This is a genomic window from Streptomyces sp. NPDC101132 (assembly GCF_044759225.1).
GTDB lineage: Bacteria > Actinomycetota > Actinomycetes > Streptomycetales > Streptomycetaceae > Streptomyces.
This window is the reverse complement of record NZ_JBIVYX010000009.1, coordinates 160877-176593: the sequence shown is the minus strand read 5'-3', so window position 1 is coordinate 176593 and position 15717 is coordinate 160877. Positions and strand designations below refer to the sequence as shown.

Annotated in this window: 9 protein-coding genes; 4 read left to right on the top strand and 5 right to left on the bottom strand. The window is 73.6% G+C overall.

The annotated features are described in order from the left end of the window. The first annotated feature begins 58 nt into the window (after nt 1–58). The gene (locus tag ACIQUR_RS22000; RefSeq protein ID WP_403666669.1) at nt 59–1729 is read left to right on the top strand and encodes an FAD-dependent monooxygenase; all 1671 of its coding nucleotides are present in this window, start codon (nt 59–61) and stop codon (nt 1727–1729) included. 87 nt (nt 1730–1816) lie between these two features. On the opposite strand, the gene ACIQUR_RS21995 is transcribed toward ACIQUR_RS22000, so the two are convergent. Both ACIQUR_RS21995 and ACIQUR_RS21990 read right to left on the bottom strand, forming a co-directional pair. Beyond that, nucleotides 1817–3262, bottom strand: a complete 1446-nt coding sequence (locus ACIQUR_RS21995) for a glyceraldehyde-3-phosphate dehydrogenase (RefSeq protein WP_403666666.1) — start codon at nt 3260–3262, stop codon at nt 1817–1819. Nucleotides 3263–3388: 126 nt separating this feature from the next. Then, nucleotides 3389–5692 (bottom strand): MMPL family transporter, encoded by a 2304-nt coding sequence (locus tag ACIQUR_RS21990; protein WP_403666664.1) that lies wholly within the window; start codon nt 5690–5692, stop codon nt 3389–3391. Nucleotides 5693–5871: 179 nt separating this feature from the next. Between ACIQUR_RS21990 and ACIQUR_RS21985 the strand changes: the two genes are divergently transcribed. After that, nucleotides 5872–7734, top strand: coding sequence for a glycoside hydrolase family 15 protein (locus ACIQUR_RS21985; protein WP_403666662.1), 1863 nt, complete (start codon nt 5872–5874; stop codon nt 7732–7734). A gap of 131 nt (nt 7735–7865) precedes the next feature. Here the strand turns inward: ACIQUR_RS21985 and ACIQUR_RS21980 are convergent, their stop codons facing one another. Next, nucleotides 7866–8360 (bottom strand): hypothetical protein, encoded by a 495-nt coding sequence (locus tag ACIQUR_RS21980; protein ID WP_403666659.1) that lies wholly within the window; start codon nt 8358–8360, stop codon nt 7866–7868. A 335-nt stretch (nt 8361–8695) separates the two neighbouring features. Here ACIQUR_RS21980 and ACIQUR_RS21975 point away from each other — a divergent pair, with 335 nt between their 5' ends. Both ACIQUR_RS21975 and ACIQUR_RS21970 read left to right on the top strand, forming a co-directional pair. Then, entirely contained in the window at nt 8696–10360 is a 1665-nt protein-coding gene (locus ACIQUR_RS21975; protein WP_403666657.1) for a carbohydrate binding domain-containing protein, read from the top strand. Nucleotides 10361–10464: 104 nt separating this feature from the next. After that, a complete protein-coding gene (locus ACIQUR_RS21970) occupies nt 10465–11433 on the top strand; it encodes a serine hydrolase (protein ID WP_403666655.1) in 969 nt (322 codons plus the stop codon). A 108-nt stretch (nt 11434–11541) separates the two neighbouring features. On the opposite strand, the gene ACIQUR_RS21965 is transcribed toward ACIQUR_RS21970, so the two are convergent. Both ACIQUR_RS21965 and ACIQUR_RS21960 read right to left on the bottom strand, forming a co-directional pair. After that, nucleotides 11542–14325 (bottom strand): hypothetical protein, encoded by a 2784-nt coding sequence (locus ACIQUR_RS21965; protein ID WP_403666652.1) that lies wholly within the window; start codon nt 14323–14325, stop codon nt 11542–11544. A 222-nt stretch (nt 14326–14547) separates the two neighbouring features. Continuing rightward, the gene (locus ACIQUR_RS21960; protein ID WP_403666649.1) at nt 14548–15480 is read right to left on the bottom strand and encodes a GNAT family N-acetyltransferase; all 933 of its coding nucleotides are present in this window, start codon (nt 15478–15480) and stop codon (nt 14548–14550) included. Nucleotides 15481–15717 lie beyond the last annotated feature (237 nt).

Sequence of the window (15717 nt, the reverse complement as noted above, 5' to 3'; positions counted from 1 at the left end):
GCCGGGGGATCCTGGGCGGGCATCCGTTCGCCGGGGGGCCTCACGGCAGGAGACGACCGTGCCACGCTCCGACAGCTTCGCCGAGCCGGACGTCCTGGTCGTCGGCGCGGGACCGGTGGGCCTGACCGCGGCGGTGGAGCTGCGGCGGCGCGGGGTGCGGTGCCGGCTGGTGGACCGGCTGCCGGCCCGGCTGGGGTACGCCAAGGCGGTGGGCGTCCAGCCGCGCACCCTGGAGGTCTGGGACCGGATGGGCTGCGTGCGGGAGGTCCTGGAGGCCGCGGTGCGGCTGCGCGGCCATCTGGTGTACGTGAACGGCGAGGAGCGGGAGCGGGCCGAGCTGCGGCTGCCGCCGGAGGTGCCGTACGGCTTCGCGGCGCTCCCCCAGTACGAGACCGAGCGGCTCCTGGAGGAGTACCTGGAGCGGCTGGGCGGCCGGATCGAGCGGGGCACCGCGCTGGAGTCCTTCCGGCAGGACGCCGACGGGGTGACCAGCGTGCTGGAGGGCGGGCCCGACGGCCCCGAGGAGGTGCGCTCGCGGTTCCTGGTGGGCTGCGACGGGGCGCACTCGCTGGTCCGCAAGGGGCTGGGGCTGAGCTTCGAGGGCGGCGCCTTCCCGGAGGGGTTCATGCTCGGCGACGTCCGCGTGGACTGGGACCTGCCGCCCGGGTACGCCCTCCGCTCGCTGCATCGGGACGCGTCGGGCGCGGTGGACGACATGCTGGTCGGGGTGCCGCTGCCCGGCGGCCGGTACCGGCTGTCGATGATGGTGCCGCCCGCCCTGGCGGCCGGGGAGGGCGACGCCGGTGGCGAGGGGGACGCGGGCGGGGACGGGGTGGTGCACGGGCTCCGGGGCGAGAGCGGCCGGCTGCCCACTCTGGCGGACCTCCAGTCGGTGGTGGACCGGCTGTCGCCGCGTCCGGCCGCCCTCTCGGACCTGCGCTGGTCCTCGGTGTTCCGGATCAGCCACCGGATCGTGGACCGGTACGGGAGCGGCCGGGTGTTCGTGGCGGGCGACGCGGCGCACATCCACCCGCCGACGGGCGGGCAGGGCATGAACACCGGGATCCAGGACGCGTACAACCTGGTCTGGAAGCTCGCGCTGGCCGTCGGGGGCGACGCGCACCCGGCGCTGACCGCCAGCTACGACGCGGAGCGCCGGCCGGTCGGCGAGGAGGTGGTGGGACGTACGGTCCGCAACGCGCGGCAGCAGGAGCAGGGGGCGCCGGACGATCCCGCGGCGGGGCTGCTGCGGGAGGCGCAGCTGCTGGTGGGCTACCGGGACGGGCCGCTCACGCTGCCCTCGGCGGACGGTGGGCCGGGCCCGCGTCCCGGCGACCGGGCACCGGACTGCGCGGGGCTGACGACGGGCCTGGCGGCGTTCCCGCTGCGGCTGTACGACGTGCTGCGCGGCCGGGAGCACGTCCTGCTGGTGTACGCGGACGGGCCGGACGCCGGGGCGGTGCTGGACCGGTTCGCGGCGGAGACGGCGGCGCTGGCGGACGGCCGGCTGGAGCTGTGCGGGGTGCTGGGCGCGGACGCGGGCCCGTACGGGGGCGGCCGGCTGCCGGTGTACCGGGACGCGGAGGGCGCCTTCGCCCGGCTGTACGGCGCCGACGGCCGGCCCACGGCGTTCGCGGTGCGGCCGGACGGCTACCTGGGGGCCCGGATCTCCCCGCCGGCACCCGGGCCGCTGGCGGACTACCTGGCGACGGTGTTCGCGCCGCGGTGACCGGGGGCGGGTGCAAGGAGAAGGGCCCCCACCCGGTTCGTGCCGGGTGGGGGCCCTCGTCCGGGGGGCGGATCGGACCGCCGTGGGTCAGACCGCCGGAGCCGGGAAGGTCGGGTACTCAACCCCGGAGACGTGCTGGACGACCCGGATGACCTGGCACGAGTAGCCGAACTCGTTGTCGTACCAGAGGTAGAGGATCGCGTTGTCGCCGTCCACCTTGGTCGCGCCGGCGTCGATGATCGAGGCGTGGCGCGAGCCGACGAAGTCCATGGAGACGGCGTCGGGGGCGGTGGTGAAGTCGATCTGGCGCTTCAGCGGCGAGTGCAGCGAGACGTCGCGGAGGTGGTCGAGGACCTCTTCGCGGGTGGTCTCGCGGCCCAGGCGCAGGCTCAGGATGGCGATCGAGACGTCCGGAACGGGGACGCGGATCGAGCTGCCGGTGATCGGGGCCTTGAGGTCCGGCAGGGCCTTGGCCACGGCGGAGGCGGCACCGGTCTCGGTGATGACCATGTTGAGCGGCGCGGAGCGGCCGCGGCGGTCGGCCTTGTGGTAGTTGTCCAGCAGGTTCTGGTCGTTCGTGAACGAGTGGACGGTCTCCACGTGACCGCGCAGCACGCCGTACTCGTCGTCCATGGCCTTCAGCGGCGGGACGATGGCGTTGGTGGTGCAGGAGGCGCAGGACAGGATGCGCTCGTCCGGCTTGACGGTGTCGTGGTTGACGCCGTGGACGATGTTCGGGACGTCGCCCTTGCCGGGGGCCGTCAGGACGACCTTGTCGATGCCCGGGCGCAGGTGCTTGGAGAGGCCCTCACGGTCGCGCCACTTGCCCGTGTTGTCGATGAGGATGGCGTCCTTGATGCCGTACGCCGTGTAGTCGACCTCGGAGGGGTCGTTGGCGTAGATCACCTTGATCGCGTTGCCGTTGGCGACGATCGTGCTGTTCGCCTCGTCGACGGTGATGGTGCCCTGGAACTGGCCGTGGATCGAGTCGCGGCGCAGCAGCGAGGCGCGCTTGACCAGGTCCTGGCTGCCGCCGCCGCGGACGACGATGGCGCGCAGGCGCAGGCCCTTGCCGGAGCCGGCCTTCTCGATGAGCAGGCGGGCGACCAGGCGGCCGATGCGGCCGAAGCCGTACAGGACGACGTCGCGGCCCTCGCCGCGCTCCAGCTTGTTCTCACCCATGGCGCCGGCGACGGCCTGGGCGGTGAACTCCTCGACCGAGAGGCCGCGGTCGTCCGCCTTGTAGTTGGCGGCCAGCATGCCGAGGTCGATCTGGGACGGGCCCAGGTCGAGCGCGGTCAGTGCCTGCAGGAACGGCATGGTCTCGGTGACCGAGAGCTCCTCGCCGTCGATCTGCCGGGCGAACCGGTGGGTCTTCAGGATGCTGACCACCGACTTGTTCACCAAGGAGCGGCTGTGGAGGAGGACGTTGACGTCCCGCTCGCGGTGCAGCTTCCCGATGATCGGGATCATCGATTCCGCGATCTCCTCGCGGTTCATCCAGTTGGTGAACGAGTCATCGTTGACAGTCACAGGCGTATCTTTCGAGCTAGGCAGCGCTCATATGCTAACCCCTCCGATATTTGATCGATCAGGGGGGGTGGGAGAGGTTTTCCTCACTCGCCCCGCGGGCCGGGCCGGCCCCGGGGCCCGCGGCGGTCAGCGGGCGGCGGGCGGCGGAGGGCCGCCGGCCGGGACCGACTGCGCCTCGTCCTGTTCCAGGGCGTGCTCGCCCTCGGTGTCGAGGTGCGGCAGGATCCGGTCCAGCCAGGCCGGGGTCCACCAGGCGTGCTTGCCGAGCAGGGTCATCACGGCGGGCACCAGCAGCAGCCGGACCACGGTGGCGTCGATCAGGACGCTGGCGGCCAGGCCGAGGCCGAGCATCTTGACGACGATGTTGTCCGAGACGATGAACGCCGCGAACACGCTCACCATGATCAGCGCGGCGCAGGTGATGACCCGGGCGGTGATCTCCAGGGCGTGGGCCACGCTGGCCTTGGGATCCCCGGTGCGCAGCCAGGCCTCGCGGACCCGGGAGAGCAGGAAGATCTCGTAGTCCATGCTCAGGCCGAAGACGATGGCGAACATCATCATCGGTACGTAGCTCTCGATGGGGACCTTGCCGGAGACCCCGAGGGCCGGTCCGCCCCAGCCCCACTGGAACACGGCGACGACCACGCCGTACGAGGCGGCGATGGAGAGCACGTTGAGCACGGCCGCCTTGAGGGCGACCAGCAGGCCCCGGAAGACGATCAGGATGACCAGGAACGCCAGGCCCACCACCACCGCGATGATCAGCGGCAGCCGGCTGGAGACGATCTCCAGGAAGTCGACCTGGGCCGCCGTGGTTCCGGTGACGTAGGTCTTGGCGTCGGTGCCGGCGACCGCGCCCGGCAGCACGTCGTTCACCAGGTGCTCGGTGAGGTCGGTGGTCTTCTCGTCCTGCGGGGAGGCCACGGAGTAGGCGGTGCCGATGAGCACGTCGCCGTCCGTGGTGGGTCTCAGGGGGGTGATGGAGGCCGCGTCGGGCACGTTGGTCAGCGCCTGCTGGAGTTGGGTGCCCAGGGCTGCCCGGTCGCCGGCGGGCACGTTCGTCTGGTCGACGACCACGGTCAGGGGCCCGTTGGCGCCGGGCCCGAAGGCGGTGGAGATGAGGTCGTAGGCGCGCCGGTCGGTGAAGGACTTGGGGTCCGCGCCGTCGCCGATGTGGCCGAGCTGGATGAACAGCAGGGGGAAGGCGAGGACCAGCAGTACGACCACGCCGCTGACCAGGAACCACCAGGGCCGCCGCTCGACCTTCTGCGCGTAGGTGTGCCAGGTGCCGTGCGCGGGTGCGCCGGGTTCGGCGTCGGTCTCGGCGACCGGCTTGCGCACGTGCCACTTGTCGATCCGCCGGCCGACCAGGCCCAGCATGGCGGGGACCAGGGTGAGGGCGGCGATGACGGCGGTGACCACCGTGAAGGCGGCGGCCAGGCCGAGTTTGCCGATGAAGGTCACTCCGGAGACCCACAGGCCGGACAGCGCGATGATGACGGTGCAGCCGGAGACCAGGACGGCCCGGCCGCTGGTGGTGGTCGCCAGGCCCGCGGAGTCGGCGGGATCGTGTCCGTTCATCAGGTTCTGGCGGTGACGGGTGATCAGGAACAGGGCGTAGTCGATGCCGACGCCGAGTCCGATCATCGTGGCCAGGGTGGGTGACACGGTGCCGAAGGTGAACGCCGCTGCCACCAGGCCCAGCAGGGCCAGTCCGCAGATCGCGCCGATCAGGGCGGTGACGAGGGGCATCACGGCGCCGATGATGCTGCCGAAGCCGATCAGCAGCACCACGATCGCGACGGCGAAGCCGATCGCCTCGCTGGTCCGGTCGTCGGGCTCGGGCCGGGCCAACTCGCCCAGCGGGCCGCCGTACTCGACGGTGACGCCGGCGTCGCGCAGCGGCTGCACGGCCGCGTCGACCTTCGGGAGGTAGTCGTCGCCGAGGGTCGACGGCGGCACGCTGAACCGGATGGTGATGTACGCGGTCTTGCCGTCCGTGGACAGCGGGCCGGTGTTGGGCACGTCGGCGGGGGTGGCGGGCGGCGTGGTGCCCGGAGGGGGCAGCGGGTTCTGGGCGGCGAGCACGTCGGGCAGCTTCTGCAGGCCGGCGACGACCGAGTTGACGGTGGCGGCGTCCTGGGTGAGCGGCTTCGAGGGGTCGTTGAGGACGATCTGGGCGCCGTACCCGCCCGCCGCCGGCTCGTGCTCCTGGAGCACGGTGAGGCCCTCCGCGGACTGGACGCCCGGGAGGGAGAAGTTGTCGGAGTACTCGCCGCCGAAGGCACGGTCGAGCGCCTGGAGCCCGCCGACCGCGACGAGCCACGCGACGATGACGATGACGAAGTGCCGGGCACACCAGTGCCCGAGCCGGTAGAGGGCGCTCTTCCTGGGCGGCCGGTTCCCCTTGTCGACTGCTGCAGCGTTCATGGTGTCGCCGTCTCCGATGGGGGCGTCCCCGAGCCGCGCGGGCGGTGCCCCACGGGGGGCGCGACCCACGAGACCATGGTGCTCCGCGGGTCCCCGGTCGGCATCTCGGCGGGCGCCGGGTTGCCCGTACGCACCCCCTCCGGCCTGCGGGTACGGCGGGTCTCCCCGATAGTGGTGCCATGGAGCGCTACCCGCTCATCGCGGACCACGGACTGGTGGGGGACCTGCAGACCGCCGCGCTCGTCTCCGACGAGGGCGTGGTCGACTGGTTCGCGGCGCCCCGGTTCGACTCCCCCGGTGTCTTCTCCGCGCTGCTGGACCACGACCGCGGCGGCTGGTTCAGCCTGTCCGTGGATTCGCCGGACGTCCGGACGAAGCAGCTGTACTACCCGGACACCGCGATCCTGGTCACCCGTTTCATGTCGCCGGACGGCGTGGGCGAACTGCTCGACTGGATGCCGCCCGACCGCACCGGGCGGCCGACGGACCGGCACGGCATCAAGCGCGTGGTGCGGTGCATGCGCGGGACGGTGCGGTTCACGCTGGAGTGCCGGCCGCGGTTCGACTTCGGGCGGGCCAGGCACGAGCTGGAGCTGGACGGCCGGACGGCGTCCTTCCGGGCGTCGGGCATGTCGGCCTTCCTCCAGTCGAACATCCCCCTGGAACGCGACGGCGCGCACGACGTGCGGGGCAGCCTGACGCTCGGTGAGGGCGAGCAGGCGGGTGCCTCGTTCACGGTGTGCGGCCCGGACGAGGCCGCGCCGCCGCTGCCGGACCTGGAGGCGGTCGAGGCGGAGCTGTGGGAGACCGTCGACTTCTGGCAGAACTGGGTGCGCACCACGCGGTACCGGGGGCGCTGGCCGGACATGGTGCACCGGTCGGCGATCACGCTGAAGCTGCTGACCTACCTGCCCACCGGAGCGCCGATCGCTGCGGCCACCCTGGGCCTGCCCGAGCTGGTCGGCGGGGAGCGGAACTGGGACTACCGCTACACCTGGATCCGGGACGGCTCCCTGTCCGTACGGGCCCTGCTGGACCTGGGCTTCGTGGAGGAGGCGGCCGCCTTCACCTCCTGGCTCACCGAACGGGTCGGCGAGCACAGGGGGCGTCCCACGGCCGGCACCCAGCCGCTGCAGATCATGTACCGGGTGGACGGCGACCCCTGGCTGCCGGAGGAGACGCTGGACCACTTCGAGGGGTACCGGGGCTCGTTCCCCGTACGCGTGGGCAACGCGGCGGTGGACCAGGTGCAGCTCGACATCTACGGGGAGGCGCTGTACGCGCTGGCACAGGGCCGGGGGCTGGACACCCAGCCGACGTACCGGGGCTGGCAGGCCCTGTCCTCGATGCTGGACTGGCTGGCGGGGGCCTGGGACAACCGCGACGAGGGCATCTGGGAGACGCGGGGCGGCCCGCAGGACTTCACGTACAGCCGGGTGATGTCGTGGGTGGCCTTCGACCGGGGGCTGCGGCTGGCCGAGGAGTTCGGGCGGCCGGCCGCCCGGGACGTCTGGCGGGGCGAACGCGACCGGATCTTCGAGCAGATCATGACCCGCGGGTGGAGCGAGCGGCGCGGCGCGCTCGTGCAGCACTTCGGCGGCGACGTGCTCGACGCCTCCCTGCTGCTGATCCCACGGGTCGGGCTGCTCAACCCGACCGACCCGGTCTGGCTGAGCACCCTGGACGCCATCGACCGGGACCTGGTGAAGGACAACCTGGTGTACCGGTACGACCCGAGCGCCTCACCGGACGGACTGCGGGGCGCGGAGGGCACGTTCAGCCTGTGCACCTTCCTGTACGTGGACGCGCTGGCGCGGGCCGGGCGGGTGCGGCGGGCGCGCTTCTCCTTCGAGAAGATGCTGACGTACGCCAACCACGTGGGCCTGTTCTCCGAGGAGATCGGGCCGAGCGGCGAGCAACTGGGCAACTTCCCGCAGGCGTTCACGCACCTGTCGCTGATCATGGCGGCGAACACCCTCGACGACGCGCTGGACCGGATCGCCGAGCGCCCGGGCAGCCCGGGACGGCCCGCGACGCGGTGAGCCCGCGGGGCGCGGTGGGCCCACGCGGTGAACCCGCGGGGCGCGGTGGGCCCACGCGGTGGGCCCCCGGGGCGCGGTGGGCCCCCGGGGCGCGGTGGGCCCCCGGGGCGCGGTGGGGCCGTCCGCCCCGCTCAGGCCCAGCGGCTCGGCGGGCCGTGTTCGGCGTGCAGCGGCAGCGGGTGGCGGCCGGCGGCGAGGATCGTGACGCCGGGCCCGGCGTCGAGCAGGTTCTGGAGCCAGACCAGCGCGTCGGGCGTGAGGAACTCACTGCCGTCCAGGGCCACCAGCACGTCCTGTTCGGCGAGCGGCGGGGTCCGCCAGGCGGTGCGCGGGCCCTGGCCGGCCGCGGCCGGGCGGCGGCCCCGGGCGGCGAGGGTCCTGGCCAGGTCCTCGGCGCCGGTCGGCCGGACCAGGCACACGTGGACCACCCCGTCGAGGTAGTTCGAGCGCAGGCGTTCCGCCGCCTCGCGCACCATCAGGCCGGCCGCCGGCCGCGCGTGCCGGGTGACCGACACGACCCGGCCCCGCCGCACCGAGACCAGCAGCCCCGCCAGTTCCGCGGCCCGCCCCGGCGGGCCGTTCCGTTCCCGTCCGCGGCCACAGGCCACGGCCACCCTTCCCCTCATCGGCACGCCCCCGCACACCCGTTCACCCGTGCTGAAGCAGGGCTGGTTCCAGCCATGTCCGGATCAGTATGGGCGGCACGCCGCCAGGGGGGAACACCCCGCGCCGCGGCGCGGCGCCCGGCCACCCGGTGTTCACCGCTCCGCAACACGACGGGAATTGGTCCAGACCTATTGACCGCCGTGGATGCGGACGGTTAGGTTCCCGGGGACGGGACACGGCCGTTTCCCCCCTCAACTCCCGCTGCCCGCACGGCAGTACGGCCGCCCCGGGCCGCCCTCACCCGCGCCCCTCGCCCGTCTTCCGCGCACCTCCCTTCCCCTCTGGAGGCCCTCCCTTGCGTACCCGCACCCGCCTGGCCTGCGGCATCGGCGCCACCCTGTTCGGCGCGGCCGCCGTGCTCAGCGCCCCCGGCGCCGCCTTCGGCGCCAACGCCCTCGGCAACGGCGACTTCGAGACCGGCTCCCTCGGCCCCTGGTCGTGCAGCGGCGGCCTCGGCTCCGTCGTCTCCTCACCCGTCCACGGCGGCGGCAAGGCCCTGGCCGGCGCCGCGACCGCCTCCGACAACGCCAAGTGCGTCCAGACCGTGGCCGTCCGGCCCAACACCGCCTACACCCTCTCCGGCTGGGTCCGCGGCAGCTACGCCTACCTCGGCGTCACCGGCGGCGCCTCCACCTGGACCAGCTCGCCCGGCGCCTACGCGAAGCTCAGCGTCTCCTTCACCACCGGTGCCGCCCAGACCAGCGCCGAGGTGTACGTCAACGGCTGGTACGGGCAGGGCACCTACCACGCCGACGACATCGTCCTGGACGGCCCCGGCGGCGGCGACACCACCCCGCCCACCGCGCCCGGCGGACTCGCCACCACCGGCAGGACCTCCTCCAGCGTCTCGCTGGCCTGGACCGCCGCCACCGACGACACCGGCGTCACCGGGTACGACGTGTACCAGGGCGGCACCCTGGCCGCGACCACCGCCGGCACCTCCGCCACCGTGACCGGACTGGCCGCGAACACCGCGTACACCTTCACCGTCCGCGCCCGGGACCTGGCGGGCAACACCTCCCCGGCCTCCGGCGCGCTCACGGTGACCACCGACACCGGCCCCACGCAGCCGGCCGGCTTCAAGCAGGCCGCGCCCTACCTCTACCTCGGCTGGGGCAACCCGCCGAGCGCGACCACCGTGATGAACGCGACCGGCGTGAAGTGGTTCACCATGGCCTTCATCCTCTCCTCCGGCGGCTGCAACCCCGCCTGGGACGGCCAGCGGCCGCTGACCGGCGGCGTCGACCAGAGCACCATCGCCGCGATCCGGGCGGCCGGGGGCGACATCGTGCCGTCCGTCGGCGGCTGGCAGGGCAACAAGCTCGGCCCGAACTGCGCCACGCCCGAGGCGCTGGCCGGCGCGTACCAGAAGGTGATCGACGCGTACGGGCTGAAGGCGATCGACGTGGACATCGAGAACACGGACGAGTTCGAGAACGCCGCGGTGCAGGACCGGATCCTCGGCGCCCTGAAGATCGTCAAGCGGAACAACCCGGGCCTGCGGACCATCCTCACCTTCGGCACGAGCACCACCGGCCCGACCTCGTGGGGCAACCGTCTGATCGAGCAGGCGAAGGCGCTCGACGCCGGCATCGACGTGTTCACGATCATGCCGTTCGACTTCGGCAACGCCTCCACCGACATGTACGCGAGCACGGTGAGCGCCACCGAGGGGCTGAAGGCCAAGCTGCGGTCCGTCTTCGGATGGGACGACGCCACCGCCTACGCCCACATCGGCATCTCCGGGATGAACGGCATCAGCGACACCGGCGAGACCACCACGCTCCAGAACTGGACCGCGATCCGCGACTGGGCGAACTCCCGCCACCTCGCCCGGCTGGCCTTCTGGTCGGTCAACCGGGACCGCGGCTGCCCCGGCGGCGGCCTCCAGGAGACCTGCTCGGGCATCGCGCAGAGCGACTGGCAGTTCACGGCGATCACCGCAGGCTTCACCGGCTGAACATATTTTCATTTTTAGTGCAACCATCGGGGCCCCCGGCGCGTCATGTCGAGCGGGTGCGCGGGGAGCGCGCCCGCTCGACCAAGGGGATGGGAAGCCACCACATGAACCACCGGATGTCCCTGCGCGCCCGCGGCCTGTCCGCGGGCCTGGCGGCCGGGGTCCTCGTACCGCTCGTGGCCACCGCCACGCCCGCGGCCGCCGCGGGCCCGGCCGCCGCGCCGCGCACCGCGCCGGCGGTCACCGCCGCCGCCACGCCGCAGGTCGCCTGCACCTCCGCGAAGGCCGGTCTGGCCGCCAAGCTCCAGCGTGACATCACCGCCGCCCTGGCCAACCGCAAGGGCACCGTCGCCATCGGCGTGTACGACCGGACCACGAAGACCAGCTGCCGGCTGCGCTCCACCACGGCCTTCGACTCCGCCAGCGTCGTCAAGGTCACCGTCCTGGCGACCCTGCTCTGGGACGCGAAGAAGCAGAACCGCTACCTCACCCAGCGCGAGGTGGACCTCACCCGCGCCATGATCACCCAGTCGGACAACAACGCGACCACCGCGCTGTGGCGGCAGCTGGGCATGACCAAGATCAAGGGCTTCCTCGCGGCCGCGGACATGACCCGGACCGTGCCGGGCGCCGACGGCTACTGGGGCCTCACGCAGATCAACGTCGGCGACGAGCAGAAGCTCCTCTCGCTGCTGACCCGCAAGAACACCGTGCTCAGCGACAACGCCCGGGCCTACGCCCTGAAGCTGATGAACCAGGTGGTCGCCTCGCAGCGCTGGGGCACCCCGGCCGGCGCCCCCTCCACCGTGAAGGTGCACGTCAAGAACGGCTGGCTGCCGCGTGCCACGCACGGCTGGCGGGTGCACAGCGTCGGCGCCTTCCAGGGCGGCGGGCACGACTACTACATGACGGTGCTCACCCAGGACAACGCGACCATGGACTACGGCGTGGCCACCATCCAGGCCGTCGCCCGCGCCGTCCACCGCGACCTCGTCCCGAGCACCACGTTCCTGCAGCGCTACGAGCCGACCACGCGCCCGGCGGAGGTCGTACCGCCGCTGCCGGCCGGCTGACCGCGCCGGGGGCCGCGACCGGCGGCACCCCCGAACGCACCGGGACACCGGCCCCCGCGGGGGTCGGTGTCCCTTTTTCGTGCGTGCGGGTCGGTACCTGCGCCCGCGTTACGAGGCGTTCCGGACCGTGCCGGTGACCTCGGGCCCCGGCTGCGGCATCCAGTCGGCGTCGTACGTGCGCAGCTGCGCCCGCAGGAACTCCTTCGGCTCGGTCAGCCGGTCCTTCACGGTGGGCACGGTGACCAGCGTGGAGAGCTTGCCCGCCGGGATGTGGACGTACAGGGCGGGCTGCTCGAAGGCCTGGGACAGCGGACGCGCCGGGTCCGGCACGTGGCCCATCCACTCCTCCAGCCAGCGCCGGTCGACGTCGGCGGTGGACAGCTCGGCCCCGCCGGTCACGGGCAGCAGCGCGAACTCGCCCATGATGTCGGCGTCGGCCTTCTCGGAGAGGGAGACGCGCCAGGTGAGCGCCTGGCCCTCGGTGACGTCGTCGTCGACCGCGGTGACCCTGACCTTCGGCATCGGGTCGTCGTTCTTGGCGGTCACGCCGCCGCGGTGGGCGCCCACCACGGCTCCGCGCACGGCCTTGACGAAGATGTCCTGGTTCGTGTCGCGGCCGAAGCGGGTGTTGCCGGTGACCGAGAAGGGCACGTCGATGTCGTTGCGGCCCGGGCGGACGGTGACGAGCTTCGAGGTGACCTTGTCCCCCTCGGCGTTGGGCACGAACAGCCGCACGCGGGCGGTGCCCTGGCCGGTGACGCTGACGGGCACGCGGTACGTCTTGGTGCCGGAGTCGCCCTCCTTGACCTCCAGGCGGCCGACGTCGAGGCGGACCAGCTTCTCCGCGCGCACGGCCGGGGTGCCGGGGCGCCAGCCCCAGGCGTCCATGAGCCAGGCCTTTCCGGCGCGGCTGCGCGGGGTCAGCTCCAGGGTGGCGACCTTGGTGAGGTCGAGGCCGGCGCGGGTGGCGGCGGTCAGCGGTACGCGCAGCTCACGCGCCCAGTAGGAGGCGGTGCGCTCGGTGCCGGGCAGCCCGTCCGCGCGGACCTGGCCGAGCTTCGCGCGGCGGCCGGAGGCGTCGGTGACGGACACGTCGACCAGGGTGCCGGTGGTGTTCGGCGGCACGATCAGGCGCAGCGCCAGGGACTCGGAGCCCTTGAGGGAGACCGGGGCGGCGGGGCGGAGCACGGCCGCCGTGCCGGGGGCGGTCCAGCGCAGCGCGACCGCGTCGCGGCCGGGCTCGGGAGAGGCCTCCCAGCCGGCGAAGTGCGGGGACTGGCCGCCGGACTCGCCGGGCAGGCAGGTCCTGGCGGGGTCGCGGCTGATCTGGGCGCAGATGCGGGCGCCGGTGCCGGAGACCTTCACGGTGGATCCGGGCAGGACCGCGGTGGTGCGGTTGCCGCCGACGGCGTGGGTCAGGACGCGGGCCGGGTCGGCCGAGGGGGCGCGCCGGCCGGTGCCGTCGAGCAGCGGGCGGACCCGGTCGTCGCCGGCCACGAACAGGCGGGCCGCGGCGGCGATGTACGTGGCGCCGGCGGCCTGCTGCTGCGTGGCGGTCAGGCGGGTCTTCTTGCCGACGCCGCAGACCGGGTCGGGGGTGTCGCCGGGCCAGAAGTCGTCCTCGGAGGGCGCCTTGGACTGGCCGGGGGTCCACTCGGAGTTGAAGAAGTTGTGGTTCGCGCCGACCACGTAGACCGAGCTGTGCAGGGCGGCGCCGCGGCTCAGGCCGCGGGTGCCGTCGGCGTAGATCTGGCCCTGGAGGTCGGAGACGTCGCCGTCGCAGCCCGGCAGGATGGTCGCGGACGGCACGTCCGGGACCGGGTTCTGGCCGAAGATCGTGGGGCCGATCAGCACGTTGCCGCGGATCTTCCAGCGCACCGGGCCGCGGTAGCCGTCGCGGTCGGCGGGGGCGGTGTACAGGCTGTCGAGCGCGGCGCGGTTGACGCCCTCGCCGCCGCGGGAGTGGCCGACCAGCATGACGCGGTCGAGGTCGGCGGGCGCGACGTCGCGGACGGCCTTGGGGGCCTCGGAGCGCTTCGCGGCCCACTCGGCCCAGCGGGCCAGGTGCAGGCGCACCAGGGAGGAGCGGGCCTGGGCGCCGCCGTCCTCCGCGTTCCAGTCCTGGCCGTTGATGCCGTTGGCCGCGATGGAGAGGGTGGTGTAGCCCTGCGAGGCGAGGAGCTTCTGGGCGCCGAGGTAGCCGCGGTGGCTGGGCACCGGCTGGGTGCCCGGCTTGCAGGGCCAGTCGCCGGTCTGCTGGCCGCCGCCGTAGCAGGTGTAGTGGCGGCCGTGCAGGAAGAGGGCGAGCGGGCGGGTGCCGGGGGCGTTCACCGGGCCCACCACGACGGCGCGCATCTCGACGGGCGCGGCGAAGCCGGGCAGCTTCACGGACTTCAGGGCGTACTCGCCGGTGGCGGTGCGGTACGAGCCGGGCTTGCCGGGGTCGACGGCGTTGGCCGGCAGGGCGGTACCGGGCAGGCCCGCGGCCGGCGCGTCGTCCGGCGTACGGGTCTCGCGGGCGCCCGCGGCGTCCAGGCGGCGGCCGGCGGCGAGCACCCGCAGGTCCTGGCCGTCGCCGACGCGCGCGCCGGCGAGCGGAAGGCTGAAGCTGCGGCCGTCGGGGCCCGGCGCGGGTACGCCGAGGAGCCGGTCCCCCGCGTGGAACTCGACACGGGCGTCGCCCATGGGCACGCGCCGGTCGGCGGTCCACACCAGTTGCCGGCCGGCCCCCGTGCCGGTGATCCGCCAGCCCTCGGGGAGGCTGCCGTCGGCCGCTCCCCCGCGGCCCTCGGAGGCGGCGGCCGAGGGCTGCGCGTACGCGAGCCCCGGCGTCGCCGCTGCCAGCGCGAGTACCGCCGCGGCGGCGGTCACCACGCGTGTGACACGTATCAAGGTGGTCATCCTCATCGTCGGTGTGCTCGGGGCGTCCCGGTGGTCCTCCGGAACCTCCCTCGCCCCCCGAGGACGGCAAGTCGGCGGCCGGGGTTGCCTCGTGGCGCCAGGTCTTTGCCAATTCCGCTCACCAGACGATCAGTTACCTGTCATATCCAGACAAGACGACTCATTTCCGCCACTGCACGGTGACGGATGGGGCTGCTGGTCCGGACGGGGTGGTCAGAGGCCGCGTACGAACTCCAGCCGGTCCGCGAAGTTCTCGTACCCGGCGGCCCGGAAGGCCCGGGCCATCGCACCGTTGGCCGCGTCGCAGTCGCCGCGGATCTCCGTGGCGCCCTGGGCCGCCAGGACCCGGGTGCCGCGCACCACCGCGGCGGTGGCGTATCCCCGGCCGCGGTGGGCAGGTGCGACCCCGACGAACCCGATCACGGGCACGGCCGGGTTCTCGGCGGGCAGGCTGAGGACGGCCGGGGTGCCGTCGGGCGCGTACCCGATCTCCCACCAGCCGGGTTCGTGGCGGAGTTCGGCGGTGTCGTCGAAGAGCCTCCGGGCCGCGCCGGCGAGCCCGTGCTCGGCGACGTCCGCGGCCAGGCGCGCGTCGGCGGTGTCGGCGAGCAACTCCTCCAGTACCGCGAGGAACGGCCCGGGCCCGAGTTCGGCCAGCGAGCGGAAGGTCAGCCGGGGGTCGTCGGCGGGCAGCTCCGCCGGGACCGCCAGCCGGAAGCGGCGGCCGTCGCGCACGGGCACGAAGCCGGCGGCGCGCAGCAGTCCGCCGCGGCGCTCGGGGTCCCGCTGGAACTGCGGCGCCTGCGCGGGCGAGTCCACGACGTGTTCCAGGTCGGCCGCACCGAGCTCCCGGGCGAGGCCGGCGGCCGCGTCCAGCAGGGCGGTGCCGGTCTCGGGCTCGTCCTCGGGCGCCTCGAACAGGACGACGGCGAGCGGGACTTCCTCCCCGGGGAGGGTCCACAGGACCACACTGCCGGCCGGGCGGCCGTCGGGACCCTCCGCGACCAGGCACCACTCGGGCCGGGTACACCCGGCGTCGAGGAGGCCGGCGAGGTACGCGCGGGTGGCCGCGTTGCGCTCGGGGTCGCCGGGATGCTCGACGAGCGCGGGGAGTTCTTCGGGGCGGGCGGTGCGCAGGAGGGGCACGGAGGTCCTTTTGCGTCAGGGGGCGGGCCGGGCGGTGCCCCGCGAACCTAACCGGCCGCGGCCACCGGGTCCAGGTGTTTTCGGACAGCGCGCGGACACGTCCTCGCGGCGGACCGGCGGACCGCCCGGGGCCCGTGGGGCGGCTGCCTCGACTCCTGTTGGAGGAAATGACGATCCATCAGGTCAAGCGTCCCGGACCCTTGACTTGTTACTCACCGGTCGGGATTCTCTCAGCAC